Below are 16,298 nucleotides of genomic sequence, written 5' to 3' on the forward strand. Positions count from 1 at the left end.
TACTAAATTCAGAATATTTTTTATAAACTATACTGATTGCACCAAATCCCGAAGGTTCTACTTTCGGGATTTTTTTATGTTTTTTACCATATAAGTAATATAAGTTCAATGAAGTAATAAATTGTTTAAAGATCTGTTTGCTTAAATTTACTTATATAACTTATATGGTTAAATAAGTTAATATGTGTAGACAATCCAGTTAAATTATTATTTTTGCCGAACAAAATATATAATATAAAATTATGCTCATTATTGGAATTGCAGGAGGAACAGGAAGTGGAAAAACAACGGTGGTACACCAGATCATGAACGAATTACCAGACACTGAAGTGGGCGTAATTTCTCAGGATTCGTACTATAAAGAAACCCATAATTTGTCATTCGACGAAAGAGCATTAATCAATTTTGATCACCCGCGCGCGATCGATTTTGAATTATTGGTAAAACATTTAAAAGCTTTAAAAGAAGGCGAAACTATCGACCAACCGGTATATTCATTCATTCAGCACAACAGAACTGACGATACGGTATCAACGCATCCAAGAAAGGTAATGATTGTTGAAGGGATATTAATTTTAACGAATCCTGAGCTACGCGACCTTTTTGACGTTAAAGTATATGTTCACGCTGATTCTGACGAAAGATTAATTCGTCGTTTAAAGAGAGATATTTCTGAACGCGGACGCGATATCGACGAGGTTTTAACACGTTATCAGAACACTTTAAAACCTATGCATGAGCAATTTATAGAACCTTCAAAAGCCTTCGCAGATATTATTATTCCTAATGATAAATACAATACTGTTGCCATTGATGTAGTTCGTGCTGTAATTAATCAACGAATTTCATAAATTTTATCGTAAATTTATTCCATAGAAATAAGGAGCTATTTCCCGCTCTCGCCTTTATCTTTTTATGGCAGAAAAAGCCATAAAAAGGATATCGGCTCCATCGGGGCTAGAACACCAATCAAAATTATAAGAAGTAATCAGTCAAAGAGAAAATGAAATTCAAAAATCCATATAAAGGCAAACGCTGGTTCAAATTAGTAGGCAACAAATATGTCTGGGTTTTACTCTTTTTTGTAATCTGGATGTTCTTCTTAGACAATTACTCTTATTTTGATCATCGCTTTTTAGACAACCAGATCAACGAACTACAAGACAACAAAAAGTATTACCAGGTCGAAATAAAAAAAGATCAGGAACAGATTAAGCAACTTAAAAACCCTGAACAAATAGAAAAATATGCTCGCGAAAAGTATTTCATGAAAAAAGACAGCGAAGATATTTATATCATCCAATTTGAAGGAGATACTATTCAAGACACTAAAGAATAATCAGAAAAAAGCACACAATCCCAATGGCTACTACCCTATTCGACGATTTTAATCCGATTTCATCCAAACAATGGAAACAAAAAATTCAGTTCGAATTAGACGGAGCTGATTATAACGAAACTGTTATTTGGAATTCTCCGGAAGATATTCAGGTAAAACCATTTTATCATATCGATGAATTTTCAAAAACTGCTTCAGTACAAACAGAAGCATCTAATTTTAAAATTTGCCAAAACATCTTTGTTTATGATATTGAGAAATCGATTCAAAGAGCCATTAACACTATCGAAAGAGGTGCGGAAAGTTTGCGTTTTACCATACAAAACGAAAAAATTGATGTCAAAAAATTATTAGAAACTCTTCCTTTAGAAAACAGAACAGTTTACTTTAATTTATCGTTTATTTCAATCGATTTCGTAAAAATATTAGACACTATTTCAATTCAGAAAAAAGCTATTTTTTATTGTAATATTGACCCAATTGGTCATTTTGCAAGAGAAGGGAACTGGTTTACTACATCAGATAAAAATAATTTTGAAACGATTGAAAAAATTTCAAAAGCAACAACAAATCTTAATTTATTAAGTATAGATTCAGGTTTGTATCAAAATGCAGGTGCCAATATTACACAACAAATAGCCTATAGTTTAGCGCATGCCAATGAATATTTGAATCGTTTACCAAGTATTACAAAACCAATTGTTTTTGAAATATCTGTAGGCACCAATTATTTTTTTGAAATTGCAAAACTTCGTGCTTTACGAATGCTTTTCAAATTGATCGCTTCAGAATACAATCCCAATTTAGAATGTCATTTTTTGGTAACACCAACCAAACGTAATAAAACGATTTACGATTATAACGTAAACATGCTTCGTACCACAACCGAATGTATGTCAGCCATATTAGGCGGTGCAGATGCTGTTGCAAATTTACCTTATGATTCATTATACCATAAAGACAATGAATTTGGTGATAGAATTGCCAGAAATCAATTATTGGTTTTAAAACACGAAAGTTACTTCGACAAAGTCAATAATCCGGCTGATGGAAGTTATTATATAGAAAGTCTAACCACACAATTGGCCGAGAAAAGTTTAACTTTATTTAAAGATATCGAGGCAAATGGTGGATTTTTAAAACTTCTAAACGACGGAACTATCAAAAAGAAGATTCAGGAAAGCGCTGTAAAAGAGCAGGAATTGTTCGATTCTAAAAAAGAAGTTTTATTAGGAACAAATAAATATCCTAATAAAGATGACAAGATGAAGCATGATTTAGAATTGTTTCCTTTTGTAAAAATAAAACCTCGAAAAACTTTAATTACACCTATTATAGAAAAAAGATTAGCTGAGAAGCTGGAACAAGAAAGATTAGAACTTGAATAAATATTTTTTCTAAGTAATTAATAAACCTGCTCAAAAGAGTATTTCCATGATAAGAAAAGACCTTAAACATATTAAGTTAAATGTAAAAAATGAAAAGTTAGACAAACTGGCCAATAATCCCAATTCTATAACTGAAAACTTTTACACGGCTGAAGGAATTGAACTCAAAAAAACTTATTCTGAAAAAGATATTGAGGATTTAGAGTTCTTAGAATTCGGAGCTGGCTTTGCACCGAATTTACGTGGACCATATGCTACTATGTACGTAAGACGACCATGGACGATTAGACAATATGCAGGATTTTCGACCGCTGAAGAAAGTAATGCTTTTTACCGAAGAAATTTAGCAGCAGGACAAAAAGGGCTTTCGATCGCATTTGATTTACCAACGCATCGTGGTTATGACTCAGATCATGAAAGAGTTGTGGGTGATGTAGGGAAAGCCGGAGTTGCCATCGATTCTGTCGAAGACATGAAAGTTCTATTTGATCAGATTCCACTTGATGAAATGTCAGTTTCAATGACTATGAACGGCGCCGTTTTGCCAATTATGGCATTTTATATCGTTGCAGCAGAAGAGCAAGGTGTTGCCATTGAAAAATTATCCGGCACGATCCAGAATGATATCCTGAAAGAGTTTATGGTTCGTAATACTTATATCTATCCTCCAACGCCTTCTATGAAGATTATAGCTGATATCTTTGAATTTACGAGCAAGAAAATGCCTAAATTTAATTCGATCTCGATTTCAGGATATCATATGCAGGAAGCCGGAGCAACTGCTGATATTGAATTGGCTTATACGCTGGCTGATGGTTTAGAATATATCAGAACCGGACTTTCTACAGGAATGACGATTGACGAGTTTGCCCCTCGCCTTTCTTTCTTTTGGGCAATTGGTATGAATCATTTTATGGAAATCGCCAAGATGCGTGCCGGAAGAATGATTTGGGCAAAATTAGTACAACAATTTAATCCTAAAAGCGATAAATCATTAGCTCTAAGAACGCATTGCCAGACAAGTGGCTGGAGTCTAACAGAACAAGATCCGTTTAATAATGTGGCAAGAACTTGTATCGAAGCTACTGCCGCTGCTTTTGGAGGAACTCAATCCTTACATACTAATGCTTTAGATGAAGCGATTGCATTACCAACAGACTTTTCGGCAAGGATTGCTCGTAATACTCAGATTTTTTTACAGGAAGAAACTAAAATCACAAAAACTGTTGATCCTTGGGGAGGAAGTTATTATGTTGAAAGTTTAACTAATGAAATTCTAAAAAGTACCTGGAAACTAATTGAAGAAGTAGAGGAATTAGGAGGAATGACAAAAGCTATTGAAGCAGGAATTCCAAAACTACGAATAGAAGAAGCAGCTGCCAGAAAACAAGCCAGAATAGATAGCGGACAAGATATTATTGTTGGTGTTAATCAATACCGACTGGAAAAAGAAGATCCTTTGCATATTTTGGATGTAGACAACCAAATGGTCCGCAAACAACAATTAGAGCAACTAGAACAGATAAAAGCAAAAAGAGATACTGAAAAAGTAAATCAATCACTCGAAAAATTAATACTTTGTGCCAAAACCGGACAAGGAAACTTATTAGAAATTGCTATTGAAGCTGCTCGAAACAGAGCAACATTAGGCGAAATCAGCGATGCTCTTGAAAGTATTTTTGGAAGATACAAAGCACAGATTAAATCCTTTAGCGGTGTGTATAGTGCAGCAATAAAAAATGACGAGAATTTTGAGAAGGCAAAACAATTAGCTAATGCCTTTGCCAAACAAGAAGGAAGACGTCCCAGAATCATGATTGCCAAAATGGGACAAGACGGACATGATCGCGGCGCAAAAGTAGTCGCAACCGGATATGCTGATGTAGGTTTTGATGTAGATATAGGTCCTCTTTTTCAAACTCCAGCCGAAGCAGCCAAACAAGCTGTTGAAAATGATGTGCATATTTTAGGCGTTTCATCACTGGCTGCAGGACATAAAACATTGGTCCCTCAAGTTATTGAAGAACTTAAAAAACACGGACGTGAAGATATCATGGTAATTGTTGGCGGTGTAATTCCGGCGCAAGATTATCAATTTCTGTTTGATGCCGGAGCCGTAGCTGTTTTTGGGCCAGGAACTAAAATCAGTGAAGCAGCTATTAAAATCTTAGAAATCTTAATTGACTAAAGAGCATAAAAAAATCCCGAACAATTTCGGGATTTTTTTATGCTTATTCTAAATTTGATCGTGTATTGTAGCATCATTATCTGCCTCAATATGGGATAAATCATAACCTCCAAAGGCTTTCATGTAACTTTTCAATGAAGTTCCATAGGCATCTTTAAAATGTCTGTTTCCATTATTTTTGAAAAAGTTTTTAACTGAACCAGCACCTCCAAGGTGTGCAGCTGCCAAAATTCCAGATTCGGTAATTTGAATGCCACTGATAATTTTACCTTGATACTTTTGAATTTCATTACGTAAAATCCATTTGTTTTTGGATAGCAAAGCAATAAATGCTTTTTCCTGTAAGGCAGGATCTTTTAAAAATGCTTTATTATTATGAACACCAACCGCTCTTAAGGCTTTAGAACCAAATTGGTATTTTCCCATGTAACCCAATGAATTTACCAATCGGTATTTTCCTTGAGATTCTTTAAAAGCAACTGCTTCTTTAAAACTTATAAGGCGCTTTTCTGTAAATAGAACATTTACCTTTTTTTCTGTAGGATAATCATCCTCTTCTTGCGATGGAAATACGTATTCAGATCCATCTGTTTTTTCGATTAGGAACCACGGTTTGGTTTCCATATTAAAGGGTTTAAAACCCAAACTCAAAAATGTAATAATAACGATCAAACTCGCATAAAAATACCACTTCTTTATCATAAATTGTTTTTCTTCAAGACGCTGTCACCCTCTTGAAATTTCTACGCTGCAAAGATAAGAAATACAAAACAATACTCATAATCAGTGTTTTACATATTTTATAAAATACAATAATCTCTTTTAATCCCTTTATTGACCGAGTATTCGAGCGATCGAACAGCTTCTGAAATTAGCTCCAAAAACTAAAAAAAAGAGTAAAAAAAAAGGGCTTTTTTAGCATTTTTTTATCAAATTCAAACAAAAAACAAGAAAAAACGTACTTTAAAGTCTCGTTTTTAACAGCGAAAAATGAATTTGATTTTAAAAATTCACATAAATCGAATCGAAATAAAAGATACTTTTTACTCAAATTCGAAGTCTGGTTTTTTACGAAAAATTAAAATTTACCTGAAAGCAAATGCTTTTTTTGTCAAAAGTATTTTCATAACATTCCATAAGTACAAAAATTGCAATTAAATGAATTTGCAACTGTTTTCCGAAATGCTTAGGTGTCATGTTTTTTTATGTAGGAAATAAAAAAATACCTCCCTATCAAACTATAATAAAAAAAACCGAAGCCATAAAAGCTTCGGTTTTCCATATAATTTCAATTGCACTACATGCAAATGCTCATTTATCTTGTTACCCCCTGGCTAGCAATCCAGTCTGAATATTTTTTTGCATTTTTAGTATGTTCTTCATAAGTAGCCGCAAATTCGTGATAACCAAATCGATCTACACTTGCACAAAAATAAATATAATCGTTTTTTTCCGGGTTTAAAACCGCTTCAAGAGCAGTAATATCAGGCATTGCGATTGGCCCTGGCGGAAGTCCTATGTTCACATACGTATTATAAGGCGATTTCATTACCAAATCATTATAAAAAACTCTTTTGATAACCTGATCAAAATTATTATCTTTTAATTTCAAGGCATAAATAACAGTTGGATCTGCCTGCAACGGCATTTCTAATCGTAAACGATTCAAATAAACGCCGGCAATGCGAGGTCTTTCATCTTTTTTGACAGATTCTTTATGAACGATTGAGGCCAAAATTGTTGCTTGTACAGGTGTTAATCCTTGTTTCTTTGCTTTTTCTATTCTTTCAGGAGTCCAGAAATTATGGTATTCCTTAATCATTTTATCACGGAATTTCTCTGCAGACGTATTCCAGTAAATTTCATAAGTATTGGGAATAAACATAGCAAATACATTATCTTCATTAAAACCATTTTCTTTCAAAAAAGCAGGATCTTTAATTGCTTTCATTAAAGACAAACTATCTGCTTCAATCTCTGCACCTACTCTTCCGGCAAAATTTTCTAAGCGCTCCTGATTATTAAAAGCCAATTTTACAGGAATATTAGCTCGCATCGCACGAACTAAATCAAGATTATTCATGTCTTTTTTAAGTAAAAAACGACCGGATTTTACATTTTCAGGATAACTTCTTTTATTGGCAACCATTTCAAAATTGTCAAAATTCTTGATATAGGGTTCTAATATTTTCTTTACATCAGTATAATTAGCACCAGTTGGAACATATACATAAAGTTCTTTTTCTTCGAATTTGGTATTGGCGCTGAATATTTTATTAATTAAAATAAAACCATAAATCATTAAAACTGAAATTACAGCTACAGCAGATATCGTGATTATTTTTTTTAAGCTCAAAGTCTAAAGTTTAAATTTGTTTGTTAATTAACTGAAAAATTGCTTCATCGTGATAGCGGTTATTGAGCAAAATCCAATCTTTTTTAATTCCTATTTTCTCAAAGCCAAATTTAGTAAAAAGAGCTATACTTGGTACATTTCCTACAGCAATATTTGCATACAATTGATGTAAATTTAAATTATGAAAGGAATACTTAATTAAAAGTTCTAATGCCTCAGATCCAATTTTATTGTTTCTATTTTCACCGCTCTGAATAACGATTCCAACTCCTGCTCTGTTATTTTTTGGATCAAATTCAAATAAATCAATTAAACCAATCGCCGGAAAATCCTGATCCTGGCAAATTGCCAGACGAAGTTGTTTTGCTTCGTAAATATCCTTTTGTGCATTTTCGAGATATTGCCTAACCAAAAATCGACTATAAGGCGTTTGTGTGTTACTGACTTCCCAAATATTTTCATCATTCTCCATCGCATATACAAACTCTAAATCATTAGGTTCTAATGCTCGAAGATAAATATTTTCGCCTTTCAGTGTAATCATTGTTGATTATATATTTGTCTTCGACTTGTCTCAGACTGACATTATTGATTAAATTTCTATTGTTCCCTTAAAAACAAATTTTGCTGGTCCGGTTAAGAAAACATTCGTAAAATGATCTCCTAATTTATCAAAAGAAACGGTTAATTTTCCTCCTTCAACATTTAGGTTAATCGAAGTTTTATCTGTCTCACCAATAGCGTTCATAGCAATAGCTACTGCAGTTGCTCCTGTACCACAAGCCAGCGTTTCATCTTCTACTCCTCTTTCGTAGGTACGAAGTGAAAAAGTACTGTCATCGACTTTTTTTACAAAATTAATGTTACTTCCTTTTTCTCCATACAACTCCCCATAACGAATTGCGGCACCATTCTCTTTTACATTATAATGTTCTAAATCATCAACAATCTGAACATGATGTGGGGAACCTGTGTCTAAAAAAGTATAAGAACCTTTTTTTTGCACTTCATCAACGTCAATCATTTGTAACGAAATAATAGCATCATCACCAACAGAAGCATGATGTAAACCATCTGTTGCAATAAATGTAGCTTTGTTTTCAATTACACCCAATTGATTGGCAAATGCTACTAAACAACGACCTCCATTTCCGCACATTGAACTCTGATTTCCATCTGAATTATAATATACCATTCTAAAGTCAGTTTCAGTATCATTTTCTAACAAAATAAGTCCATCCGCTCCTATTCCGAATCGTCTGTCGCACAAACGTTCAATTAATTTCGTATCTTTCTTGGGGAAAAAATCTAAACGATTATCAATCATTACGAAATCGTTTCCTGTTCCTTGATATTTATAAAATTCTACTTGCATTTTTCTTGAATTGAGAAATACAAAAGTACGAACTATTAATGATATGTTAATCATTGTTAAACAGAGTTAAACGACTTTACTTCAGATTTTTTTTGATATAATTTTACATTAGATAACTTAAATATTGATCAACTATGAAACGATTTTCTACCCTATTTTTAGTATCACTTTTAAGTGGTGCTACTACACTTGGTGCATACAAGTTATTATTTGAAAATAACGACTCTGTTTTTGGTACAAAAAATCCAGTAGTAACTCTTGCTCCAAATTCTTTGTCAAAGCAAGTAGGATTGGCTGCGGAAACTGTTGATTTTACTGCAGCAGCAGATAAAACTATTCATACTGTAGTACACGTAAAAAATGTGTCTCGCAGAACCGTAACTAATCCGATGTTAGAATACTTTTATGGTTACGGAGGTCAACAAACACAAGAACAGGTAGGAACAGGATCCGGGGTTATTATTTCTGCAGATGGTTATATTGTAACCAATAATCACGTGATAAAAAATGCTACCGAAATTGAAATTACTTTAAACAATAAAAAATCATATACAGCAAAACTTATTGGAACTGATTCTAAAATGGATATTGCATTATTAAAAATCAATACCGATGAAAAATTACCTTATACTGTTTTTGCAAATTCTGATGCTGTAAAAGTTGGCGAATGGGTTCTGGCTGTTGGAAATCCGTACAACCTAACTTCGACTGTAACTGCCGGAATTGTTTCGGCGAAAGCCAGAAATTTGGACACAAACGGAATACAATCTTTTATTCAGACAGATGCTGCTGTAAACCCGGGCAATAGTGGAGGTGCATTGGTAAATACTCGTGGAGAATTAATTGGCATTAACACTATGATATCCTCCACAACAGGATCTTATGTAGGATACTCATTTGCAGTGCCATCAAATATTGCCAGAAAAATTATCGAAGATATCATGGAGTTTGGTAATGTACAAAGAGCGATACTGGGTGTCGAAGGTGGCGAACTTAATAATGCCGCGTCCAAAGAACTAGGTGTCTCTCAAACTCAGGGCTTTTATATCAATAAAGTAAATAAACAATCAGGAGCCGAAAAATCTGGTCTTCAAAAAGGAGATATTATCGTAAAATTAGATAATCGGGACATTGCTACTTATGCTGATTTTTCAGGATATATTAATACAAAAAGACCAAATGATGTCGTTCAGGTAACCTATATTCGTGATGGAAAAAACAAAGTAGTTCCTGTTACCTTGAGCAAAAATGAATTTTTTAGTACTGAATTTAAAGGAATCGAATTAGAAAATATAGATGCTACCGATAAAAAGAGATTCGGTCTAAACTATGGTGTAAAAATAAAAGCGCTGACAAACGAAAATCTCAAACAATATAATAATGAATTACAAGGCAATATTATTTTGAGTATTGACAATATAAAAGCAACAGATATCGAAACGGTTTCAAAACTTTTAGGCCAAAAAGACGAAAATCAAAGCATACGAATTGAAATGATTAATAAAAAAGGAGAGATCATCCGAGTTATCATCTAATTCTTTTTATTTCCCAAAACTAAGCCATTCTGAAAAATCAGGATGGCTTTTTTATTTCGTAGAGGTTTTTAAAAATAAATCACAAAATAGCTTACGAAATCGATTGAAATAAATACTTTTGCGCCAAATTCAAAAATATTCGTGTATTTATTTTTTCAATTTAATCAATTATGAGCAACAAATCTTTGTACCAAAAAGAGGTATCATTACAAGTCGACCGAAGAAGAGCTGGTGTCGAATTAATTAAAATCATAAGCGATTTATGGTATGACAAATCCATTGAAATGGTCTTATTCAAGAATCAATTATTGGATAAAAATGTCAGCGATATAATCAATTTGCATCAATATGCAGGTGAATTTGTGGGTAAACCTATCACCATTTTTGATTCAGTTGAAATCGCAAAAGTTATCTTAACCTTAGATCTTCCTCCTGCAAAATTAGATCTTGGAAAACTAACTTATGAATATCGTTTAGAAGATGAAAAATATCCTGATGCAAGATATTTTGTAATCGATAAATTAAAAAAGGCTAAATCATCAGAAGAAATTCAGCCAAAAGATGTTGTTTTATATGGTTTTGGTAGAATTGGCAGATTATTAGCCCGGGAATTAATGTCTAAAACTGGTAAAGGAAACCAATTGCGCTTAAGAGCGATTGTAACACGTGACAAGAACGACACATCAACTTTAGAGAAACGAGCTTCTCTTTTACGTTATGATTCTATTCATGGAGATTTTCAGGGATCTGTAATTGCTGATCCAAAAAATAATGCTTTGATTATAAACGGAACTACGGTACATATTATCACTGCAAATGCACCGGAAGAAATTGACTATACTCAATACGGAATCAATGATGCGTTGGTAATTGATAATACGGGAGCTTTTACAACTGAAGAAGCTTTAAAAAAGCATTTGACTTCACCAGGAACTAGCAAAGTTTTATTGACAGCTCCCGGAAAAGGAATACCTAATATTGTTCATGGTGTAAATCATAATGAATATAATCCTGACGAAATTGATATTTTCTCCGCCGCTTCCTGTACGACAAATGCCATAACTCCTGTCTTAAAAGCTATTGAAGATACTTTGGGAGTGGTAAAAGGCCATCTGGAAACTATTCATGCCTATACAAACGATCAGAATCTGGTTGATAATATGCATAAAAAATACCGTCGCGGAAGAGCTGCAGCTTTAAATATGGTTATTACCGAAACTGGTGCCGGAAGTGCTGTTGCGAAAGCTTTGCCCTCATTAGAAGGAAAATTGACTTCGAATGCTATTAGAGTTCCGGTTCCAAATGGATCTCTAGTTGTTTTGAATTTAGAAGTTAAAAAGGCAACTTCTATTGCTTCAATTAACAAAATCATGAAAAAATATGCTCTCGAAGGAGAATTAGTAGAGCAAATAAAATATTCATTAAATAATGAATTAGTTTCATCTGATATCGTTGGAACATCTGCTCCCTCTATTTATGACAGCAACGCCACAATTGTATCAAATGACGGAAAAAACATTGTGCTCTATATTTGGTACGATAACGAATACGGCTACAGTCATCAGGTTATTCGATTGGCCAAATACATTGCCAAAGTGAGACGTTTTACTTACTATTAATATAAAACCAAAACCACCCATTATTTTTAAAACCATCAGGCAGTGCTTGGTGGTTTTTGTTTGAATGAAAAAGAACACAATAGGAATAGTTTAGATTATATAGGCAGAACAGTTGTGCTCTTAACTTCTGAAATTACAAAAACAGTATTAATTAAAGACACCTCAGGTAATATTGATAATTTTTTTTGATGAAATTGATGGTAACTTTCCATATCTGGAATTATAATTTTAAGCATATAATCAAAGTTTCCGGATACGTAATTACATTCCACCACTTCAGGCAAATTCAAAATCGACTGATTAAATCCTTCTGAAGTATCATATGTTTGTTTCGTTAGCGTTACCTGACAATAAACCGTGAGATTATTGCCTAATTTTTTCTTGTTTAAAATTGAAACATACTTCTCAATAACACCTTCTTTTTCAAGCCGTTTAACCCGATCATGTACAGGTGTAAGAGACAGATTTATTTTGTTTGCAATATCTTTTAAAGTATAGTGCGCATTTTCTTGCAAAAGTCGTAGGATTTTTTTGTCAATTTCATCTAAAGCCATAACGAAAACGTTTTCTGTAATTAATAAAATTTAGTCATTTTTTCTTTTTGAGCAAGATAGTAGGCTCTCAAAAAGAATATTTTTCTGTAAAAGTATTAAATAAAATAATATTTTCTTATTTATAGGTGCTTAATCCATAATATATTCTCTATCTGTAGTTTTGTAAAAGAATTTCAATAAAAACGAAAAAATATAACAAAATGATAATAGGTGTTCCAAAAGAAATAAAAAATAACGAAAACCGTGTGGCTTTAACTCCCGCCGGAGTTTCTGAAATGAAAAAACACGGACATGCAGTTTATGTTCAGGCAACAGCTGGTCTAGGAAGTGGTTTTAGTGATGAGGAATATGCAAATGCCGGAGCGGTTGTTTTAGCCACTATTGAGGAAGTATATGCTATTGCTGAAATGATCATTAAAGTAAAAGAACCAATTGCATCTGAATATCCATTAATCAAAAAAGATCAATTATTATTTACTTACTTTCACTTTGCTTCATCAGAACCATTAACTCATGCTATGCTTGAGAAAGGTGCTGTATGTTTAGCTTATGAAACGGTTGAAAAAGCAGATCGCAGCTTACCATTATTAGTTCCAATGTCTGAAGTTGCCGGTCGTATGGCTATTCAGCAAGGAGCAAAATATCTTGAAAAACCATTAAAAGGAAGAGGAATTCTTTTGGGTGGAGTTCCAGGTGTACCTCCTGCTAAAGTTTTAGTTTTAGGTGGGGGAATCGTTGGAACTCAAGCTGCAAAAATGGCGGCTGGTTTAGGAGCTCAGGTAACTATTATGGATTTAAGTTTGCCTCGTTTACGTTATTTAGATGACATTATGCCTGCAAACGTGAGTACAGAAATGTCAAATCATTACAACATTACAAAAGCAATTGCTACAGCTGATTTAATTGTTGGAGCAGTTTTAATTCCAGGAGCAAAAGCGCCTCACTTAATTACTCGTGACATGCTTAAATTAATGCGCCCGGGAACTGTTGTTGTAGATGTTGCAGTTGACCAAGGTGGATGTATCGAAACTTGTACTCCTACAACTCACGAAAATCCAACTTTTATCATTGATGATATTGTTCACTACTGTGTAGCAAATATGCCAGGTGCTGTGCCTTACACATCTACTTTGGCTTTGACTAATGCAACTTTGCCTTACGCGGTGCAATTAGCAAATAAAGGCTGGGAAAAAGCTTGTAACGAAAATGAAGAATTGAAAAAAGGATTAAACATTGCTAACGGAAAAATTCTTTACAAAGGAGTTGCTGAAGCTTGGAACCTTCCTTTTAACGAAGAGTTAGTGTTAGCAAACGCATAGTGCTAACATTAAATAAGTGCTTACTAAACACTATTCAAAAGGCTTTTCTTAATTGAAAAGCCTTTTTTTTATCACATAAAAAAACCTGCCATTATATGACAGGTTTTATTTTGTATGCTAGAGAGAAACTATTTTTTCTCATCTAAAACTTCTTGCAACACTTTTGCTTCAGTTCCATTTGGGAAAGTTACTTTGATTTTTTGCGCAATTGTTGGCGCAATCTCAGTAATGGCTTTCTTATCATAAGATTCTCCTTTTTTAATATGCCATCCGTAAAAAATAGCTGGCACATGTGTATCATAAGAATAAGGCGTTCCGTGTGACGTTCCTGTAGTTGTGTACTCGATAACTCCGGGTTTATCAATAATTACCAAATCACCATTTTGGGTGACATCATAACCTTTCGCGACAAAATTCAAATAATAATCATTTCCTGCATTAGCTAAAATTTCTTCTTCAGTATATACTTTTTTAACTTGTGGCTGAGCTATTAAAAAATCCTTAAAAGCTTGTTTTACTTTTACTAAATCTAACTTTTTATCTTTAATAATTTGTTTATTGAAGAAAACATTAAAGTTTGAGTAGTTTAAGATTAAATCCACTCCAAATGTTTTAACAGAGAAATCCTGTAAACTTTTTTTAACTTCTTTTGAAGGATAATTATCTACATTATATTTATGATCTTTTAAATAAATCACATTTTCAGCTCCTGCATGATCAGCAGTTAGAAAAAGTAAATAATTTCCTTTCCCAACAGTTTTATCCAGATAATTTAAGAAATCTGCGATTGTTTGATCTAATCTCAAATAGGTATCCTGAAGTTCCATAGAACGTGGCCCAAGTAAGTGACCTACATAATCAGTAGAAGAGAAACTTACAGTTAAAAAGTCTGTAATATTATCCTTTCCTAATTCTTCTTTTTCAATAGCTTTCTTAGCAAATTCAGCCAGTAAGTCATTTCCAAAAGGAGTTGCTCTTAGAATTCCAGCATCATTCTTTTCATACATTGATTTTAAATCATACGGGAAAACAGGCGCTGCACTTCCGTACAATTTACCTTCATAAGGATTATCATCAGGTAAACTTTCGTTATATATTGAAGCTGGTTTGTACAAATCCCATCCTTTGTTAATATATGGCATATAATGTTTCTCATTATTGAATTGAATAACCCACTCAGGTAATTTTTCTCCATAAAAAGTACTTGAAATAAAAGATCCGGTTTTACTGTACCAAAATGCCCAGTTTGCAAAGTGACCTGCCGGCAAAATTGCGCCACGATCTTTAAGGCTAATTCCAATTACTTTTCCTTGAAAATTGGTCGCCATTCTTACTTCGTCAGTAATAGTAGTACTTTGCAAATTTTTAGGAGACATAGCACCTTCTTCTGCTGTACCATCACCAACAGTTTTCACACCTGCATCATCCGTACAATACATTTGCTTTCCAAGTGTTCTGCTAAACCATTCATTACCTACAATTCCATGTGTAGCTGGCGTAGTTCCAGTATAAATTGATGCATGTCCCGGGGCTGTATAAGTTGGCATGTAATTATAATGCATATTCTGAAAAGTATATCCATTATTCATCAATCTCTTAAATCCGTTTGGTGAAAAATCATCTGAAAACCGATATAAATATTCCATTTTCATCTGATCTACTACAATCCCTACCACTAACTTAGGGCGTTGTTGAGCATTTAAATTTGAGAGAACAAACAATGTCAACAATACAATACTTTTTTTCATACTTAAATTATAATATTTAATACAAAAATACAGATTCACATTTAGATAGGCTAACACACCATAATTTAAAACTTAAAAATGAATATAATTTAACAGAAACTTTTACAGAAAATTATCCAATACTTGATTTTGGCGTTTCCCTTCGGGTCGGGCTGTACGCTAAATCTTTTGCGATAGAGATATTAGTTTGTTTCGCCAGAGGCTTGTAGTATCGCAAAAGGATATCGCTGCCATCCCTAACGCAATCTAAGATAAAGAGAAGTGTCATTTTTAAAATTCCAGATTCCAAAGTATCACGCCTTGTGCCTTTGTGAACTTTCCACCAACATTCAATTAAAAGATTTTTTAGTCCTTCTCTTTTAAAAAGCAAACTAGAAGCTATTTTAAAAAAAAATAAGAATCAATAAAAACAAAAAGAAAGACAACTTTCCACAATTGCATTTGGTAACAAAATATTATCCGGTCCAGCTTTGCGAACTTAAAAATTTTCAACAATTACAAACTTCCCTTGCGCGCTTTGCGGTTAAACTACAAAGCATTATAAAACATTACTGCAGTATTTTGTAAAACAAAAAACCCTGTTTCGCTAGAAACAGGGTTTTCAAAAGAAAGGCGACGACATACTCTCCCACATAACTGCAGTACCATCTGCGCAGGCGGGCTTAACTACTCTGTTCGGGATGGGAAGAGGTGAGCCCCGCCGCAATAACCACCTTAAGAAGTTATAATTGCTTTGGGCAATTTTACAATTAATTAAAAATTGTAATAATATCTTAACATACTGAGATAAAGAAAAAAGTATTGATTTAGAAAGTTTCTTCTCCCACCTTACGGTGGGAGAAAAGGGTGTACATAAGCTTACGGATTATTAGTACTA

Annotated in this window: 14 protein-coding genes and 1 rRNA gene; 7 read left to right on the forward strand and 8 right to left on the reverse strand. The window is 33.4% G+C overall.

Annotated elements, in window-relative coordinates; translation table 11 throughout:
• Positions 1–242 precede the first annotated feature (242 nt).
• The 4 genes from udk to scpA all read left to right on the forward strand — a co-directional run bounded on the left by udk (position 243) and on the right by scpA (position 4,915).
• Positions 243–851 carry a uridine kinase gene (gene udk, locus NJT12_RS03185; protein WP_055095441.1) on the forward strand — a complete coding sequence of 203 codons (609 nt, stop codon included), beginning with the start codon at positions 243–245 and terminating at the stop codon, positions 849–851.
• Between the two features lie 152 nt (positions 852–1,003).
• The gene (locus NJT12_RS03190) at positions 1,004–1,339 is read left to right on the forward strand and encodes an FtsB family cell division protein (protein WP_271334483.1); all 336 of its coding nucleotides are present in this window, start codon (positions 1,004–1,006) and stop codon (positions 1,337–1,339) included.
• Positions 1,340–1,362: 23 nt separating this feature from the next.
• Positions 1,363–2,727, forward strand: a complete 1,365-nt coding sequence (locus NJT12_RS03195; RefSeq protein ID WP_271334484.1) for a methylmalonyl-CoA mutase subunit beta — start codon at positions 1,363–1,365, stop codon at positions 2,725–2,727.
• 46 nt (positions 2,728–2,773) lie between these two features.
• Positions 2,774–4,915, forward strand: a complete 2,142-nt coding sequence (gene scpA, locus NJT12_RS03200; protein ID WP_271334485.1) for a methylmalonyl-CoA mutase — start codon at positions 2,774–2,776, stop codon at positions 4,913–4,915.
• Between the two features lie 48 nt (positions 4,916–4,963).
• Here the strand turns inward: scpA and NJT12_RS03205 are convergent, their stop codons facing one another.
• From NJT12_RS03205 to dapF, 4 genes are all read right to left on the reverse strand, one after another.
• Positions 4,964–5,617 carry a peptidoglycan-binding protein LysM gene (locus tag NJT12_RS03205; RefSeq protein ID WP_271334486.1) on the reverse strand — a complete coding sequence of 218 codons (654 nt, stop codon included), beginning with the start codon at positions 5,615–5,617 and terminating at the stop codon, positions 4,964–4,966.
• Positions 5,618–6,230: 613 nt separating this feature from the next.
• Complete coding sequence (gene mltG, locus NJT12_RS03210) at positions 6,231–7,271, reverse strand: endolytic transglycosylase MltG (protein ID WP_271334487.1); 1,041 nt, start codon at positions 7,269–7,271, stop codon at positions 6,231–6,233.
• A gap of 10 nt (positions 7,272–7,281) precedes the next feature.
• Positions 7,282–7,815, reverse strand: coding sequence for a GNAT family N-acetyltransferase (locus NJT12_RS03215; RefSeq protein ID WP_271334488.1), 534 nt, complete (start codon positions 7,813–7,815; stop codon positions 7,282–7,284).
• A 48-nt stretch (positions 7,816–7,863) separates the two neighbouring features.
• Entirely contained in the window at positions 7,864–8,646 is a 783-nt protein-coding gene (gene dapF / locus NJT12_RS03220; protein ID WP_271334495.1) for a diaminopimelate epimerase, read from the reverse strand.
• 134 nt (positions 8,647–8,780) lie between these two features.
• Here dapF and NJT12_RS03225 point away from each other — a divergent pair, with 134 nt between their 5' ends.
• Together NJT12_RS03225 and NJT12_RS03230 are read left to right on the forward strand one after the other, a co-directional pair.
• Positions 8,781–10,181, forward strand: a complete 1,401-nt coding sequence (locus NJT12_RS03225; RefSeq protein WP_271334489.1) for a trypsin-like peptidase domain-containing protein — start codon at positions 8,781–8,783, stop codon at positions 10,179–10,181.
• Positions 10,182–10,351: 170 nt separating this feature from the next.
• Positions 10,352–11,800, forward strand: a complete 1,449-nt coding sequence (locus NJT12_RS03230; protein WP_271334490.1) for a glyceraldehyde-3-phosphate dehydrogenase — start codon at positions 10,352–10,354, stop codon at positions 11,798–11,800.
• A gap of 95 nt (positions 11,801–11,895) precedes the next feature.
• On the opposite strand, the gene NJT12_RS03235 is transcribed toward NJT12_RS03230, so the two are convergent.
• The gene (locus NJT12_RS03235) at positions 11,896–12,354 is read right to left on the reverse strand and encodes an Lrp/AsnC family transcriptional regulator (RefSeq protein WP_072961962.1); all 459 of its coding nucleotides are present in this window, start codon (positions 12,352–12,354) and stop codon (positions 11,896–11,898) included.
• Positions 12,355–12,554: 200 nt separating this feature from the next.
• On the opposite strand from NJT12_RS03235, the gene ald reads away from it, so the two are divergent.
• The gene (gene ald / locus NJT12_RS03240; RefSeq protein WP_271334491.1) at positions 12,555–13,673 is read left to right on the forward strand and encodes an alanine dehydrogenase; all 1,119 of its coding nucleotides are present in this window, start codon (positions 12,555–12,557) and stop codon (positions 13,671–13,673) included.
• Between the two features lie 128 nt (positions 13,674–13,801).
• On the opposite strand, the gene pafA is transcribed toward ald, so the two are convergent.
• The 3 genes from pafA to rrf form a co-directional block, all read right to left on the reverse strand.
• Positions 13,802–15,421 carry an alkaline phosphatase PafA gene (pafA, locus tag NJT12_RS03245; protein ID WP_271334492.1) on the reverse strand — a complete coding sequence of 540 codons (1,620 nt, stop codon included), beginning with the start codon at positions 15,419–15,421 and terminating at the stop codon, positions 13,802–13,804.
• Positions 15,422–15,533: 112 nt separating this feature from the next.
• Positions 15,534–15,689, reverse strand: a complete 156-nt coding sequence (locus NJT12_RS03250) for a hypothetical protein (RefSeq protein WP_271334493.1) — start codon at positions 15,687–15,689, stop codon at positions 15,534–15,536.
• A 339-nt stretch (positions 15,690–16,028) separates the two neighbouring features.
• A 5S ribosomal RNA gene (rrf, locus tag NJT12_RS03255) occupies positions 16,029–16,138 on the reverse strand.
• Positions 16,139–16,298: the final 160 nt, after the last annotated feature.

The sequence above is a fragment of the Flavobacterium azizsancarii genome (assembly GCF_027980145.1).
GTDB classification, from domain to species: Bacteria; Bacteroidota; Bacteroidia; order Flavobacteriales; family Flavobacteriaceae; genus Flavobacterium; species Flavobacterium azizsancarii.

Coding starts and splice junctions, on each gene's coding strand:
- dapF (WP_271334495.1), bottom strand. CDS start 8,646: ATGCAAGTAGAATTTTATAAATATCAAGGAACAGGAAACGATTTCGTA.
- NJT12_RS03230 (WP_271334490.1), top strand. CDS start 10,352: ATGAGCAACAAATCTTTGTACCAAAAAGAGGTATCATTACAAGTCGAC.
- NJT12_RS03205 (WP_271334486.1), bottom strand. CDS start 5,617: ATGATAAAGAAGTGGTATTTTTATGCGAGTTTGATCGTTATTATTACA.
- NJT12_RS03215 (WP_271334488.1), bottom strand. CDS start 7,815: ATGATTACACTGAAAGGCGAAAATATTTATCTTCGAGCATTAGAACCT.
- pafA (WP_271334492.1), bottom strand. CDS start 15,421: ATGAAAAAAAGTATTGTATTGTTGACATTGTTTGTTCTCTCAAATTTA.
- scpA (WP_271334485.1), top strand. CDS start 2,774: ATGATAAGAAAAGACCTTAAACATATTAAGTTAAATGTAAAAAATGAA.
- ald (WP_271334491.1), top strand. CDS start 12,555: ATGATAATAGGTGTTCCAAAAGAAATAAAAAATAACGAAAACCGTGTG.
- NJT12_RS03225 (WP_271334489.1), top strand. CDS start 8,781: ATGAAACGATTTTCTACCCTATTTTTAGTATCACTTTTAAGTGGTGCT.
- NJT12_RS03190 (WP_271334483.1), top strand. CDS start 1,004: ATGAAATTCAAAAATCCATATAAAGGCAAACGCTGGTTCAAATTAGTA.
- NJT12_RS03235 (WP_072961962.1), bottom strand. CDS start 12,354: ATGGCTTTAGATGAAATTGACAAAAAAATCCTACGACTTTTGCAAGAA.
- NJT12_RS03250 (WP_271334493.1), bottom strand. CDS start 15,689: ATGACACTTCTCTTTATCTTAGATTGCGTTAGGGATGGCAGCGATATC.
- udk (WP_055095441.1), top strand. CDS start 243: ATGCTCATTATTGGAATTGCAGGAGGAACAGGAAGTGGAAAAACAACG.
- NJT12_RS03195 (WP_271334484.1), top strand. CDS start 1,363: ATGGCTACTACCCTATTCGACGATTTTAATCCGATTTCATCCAAACAA.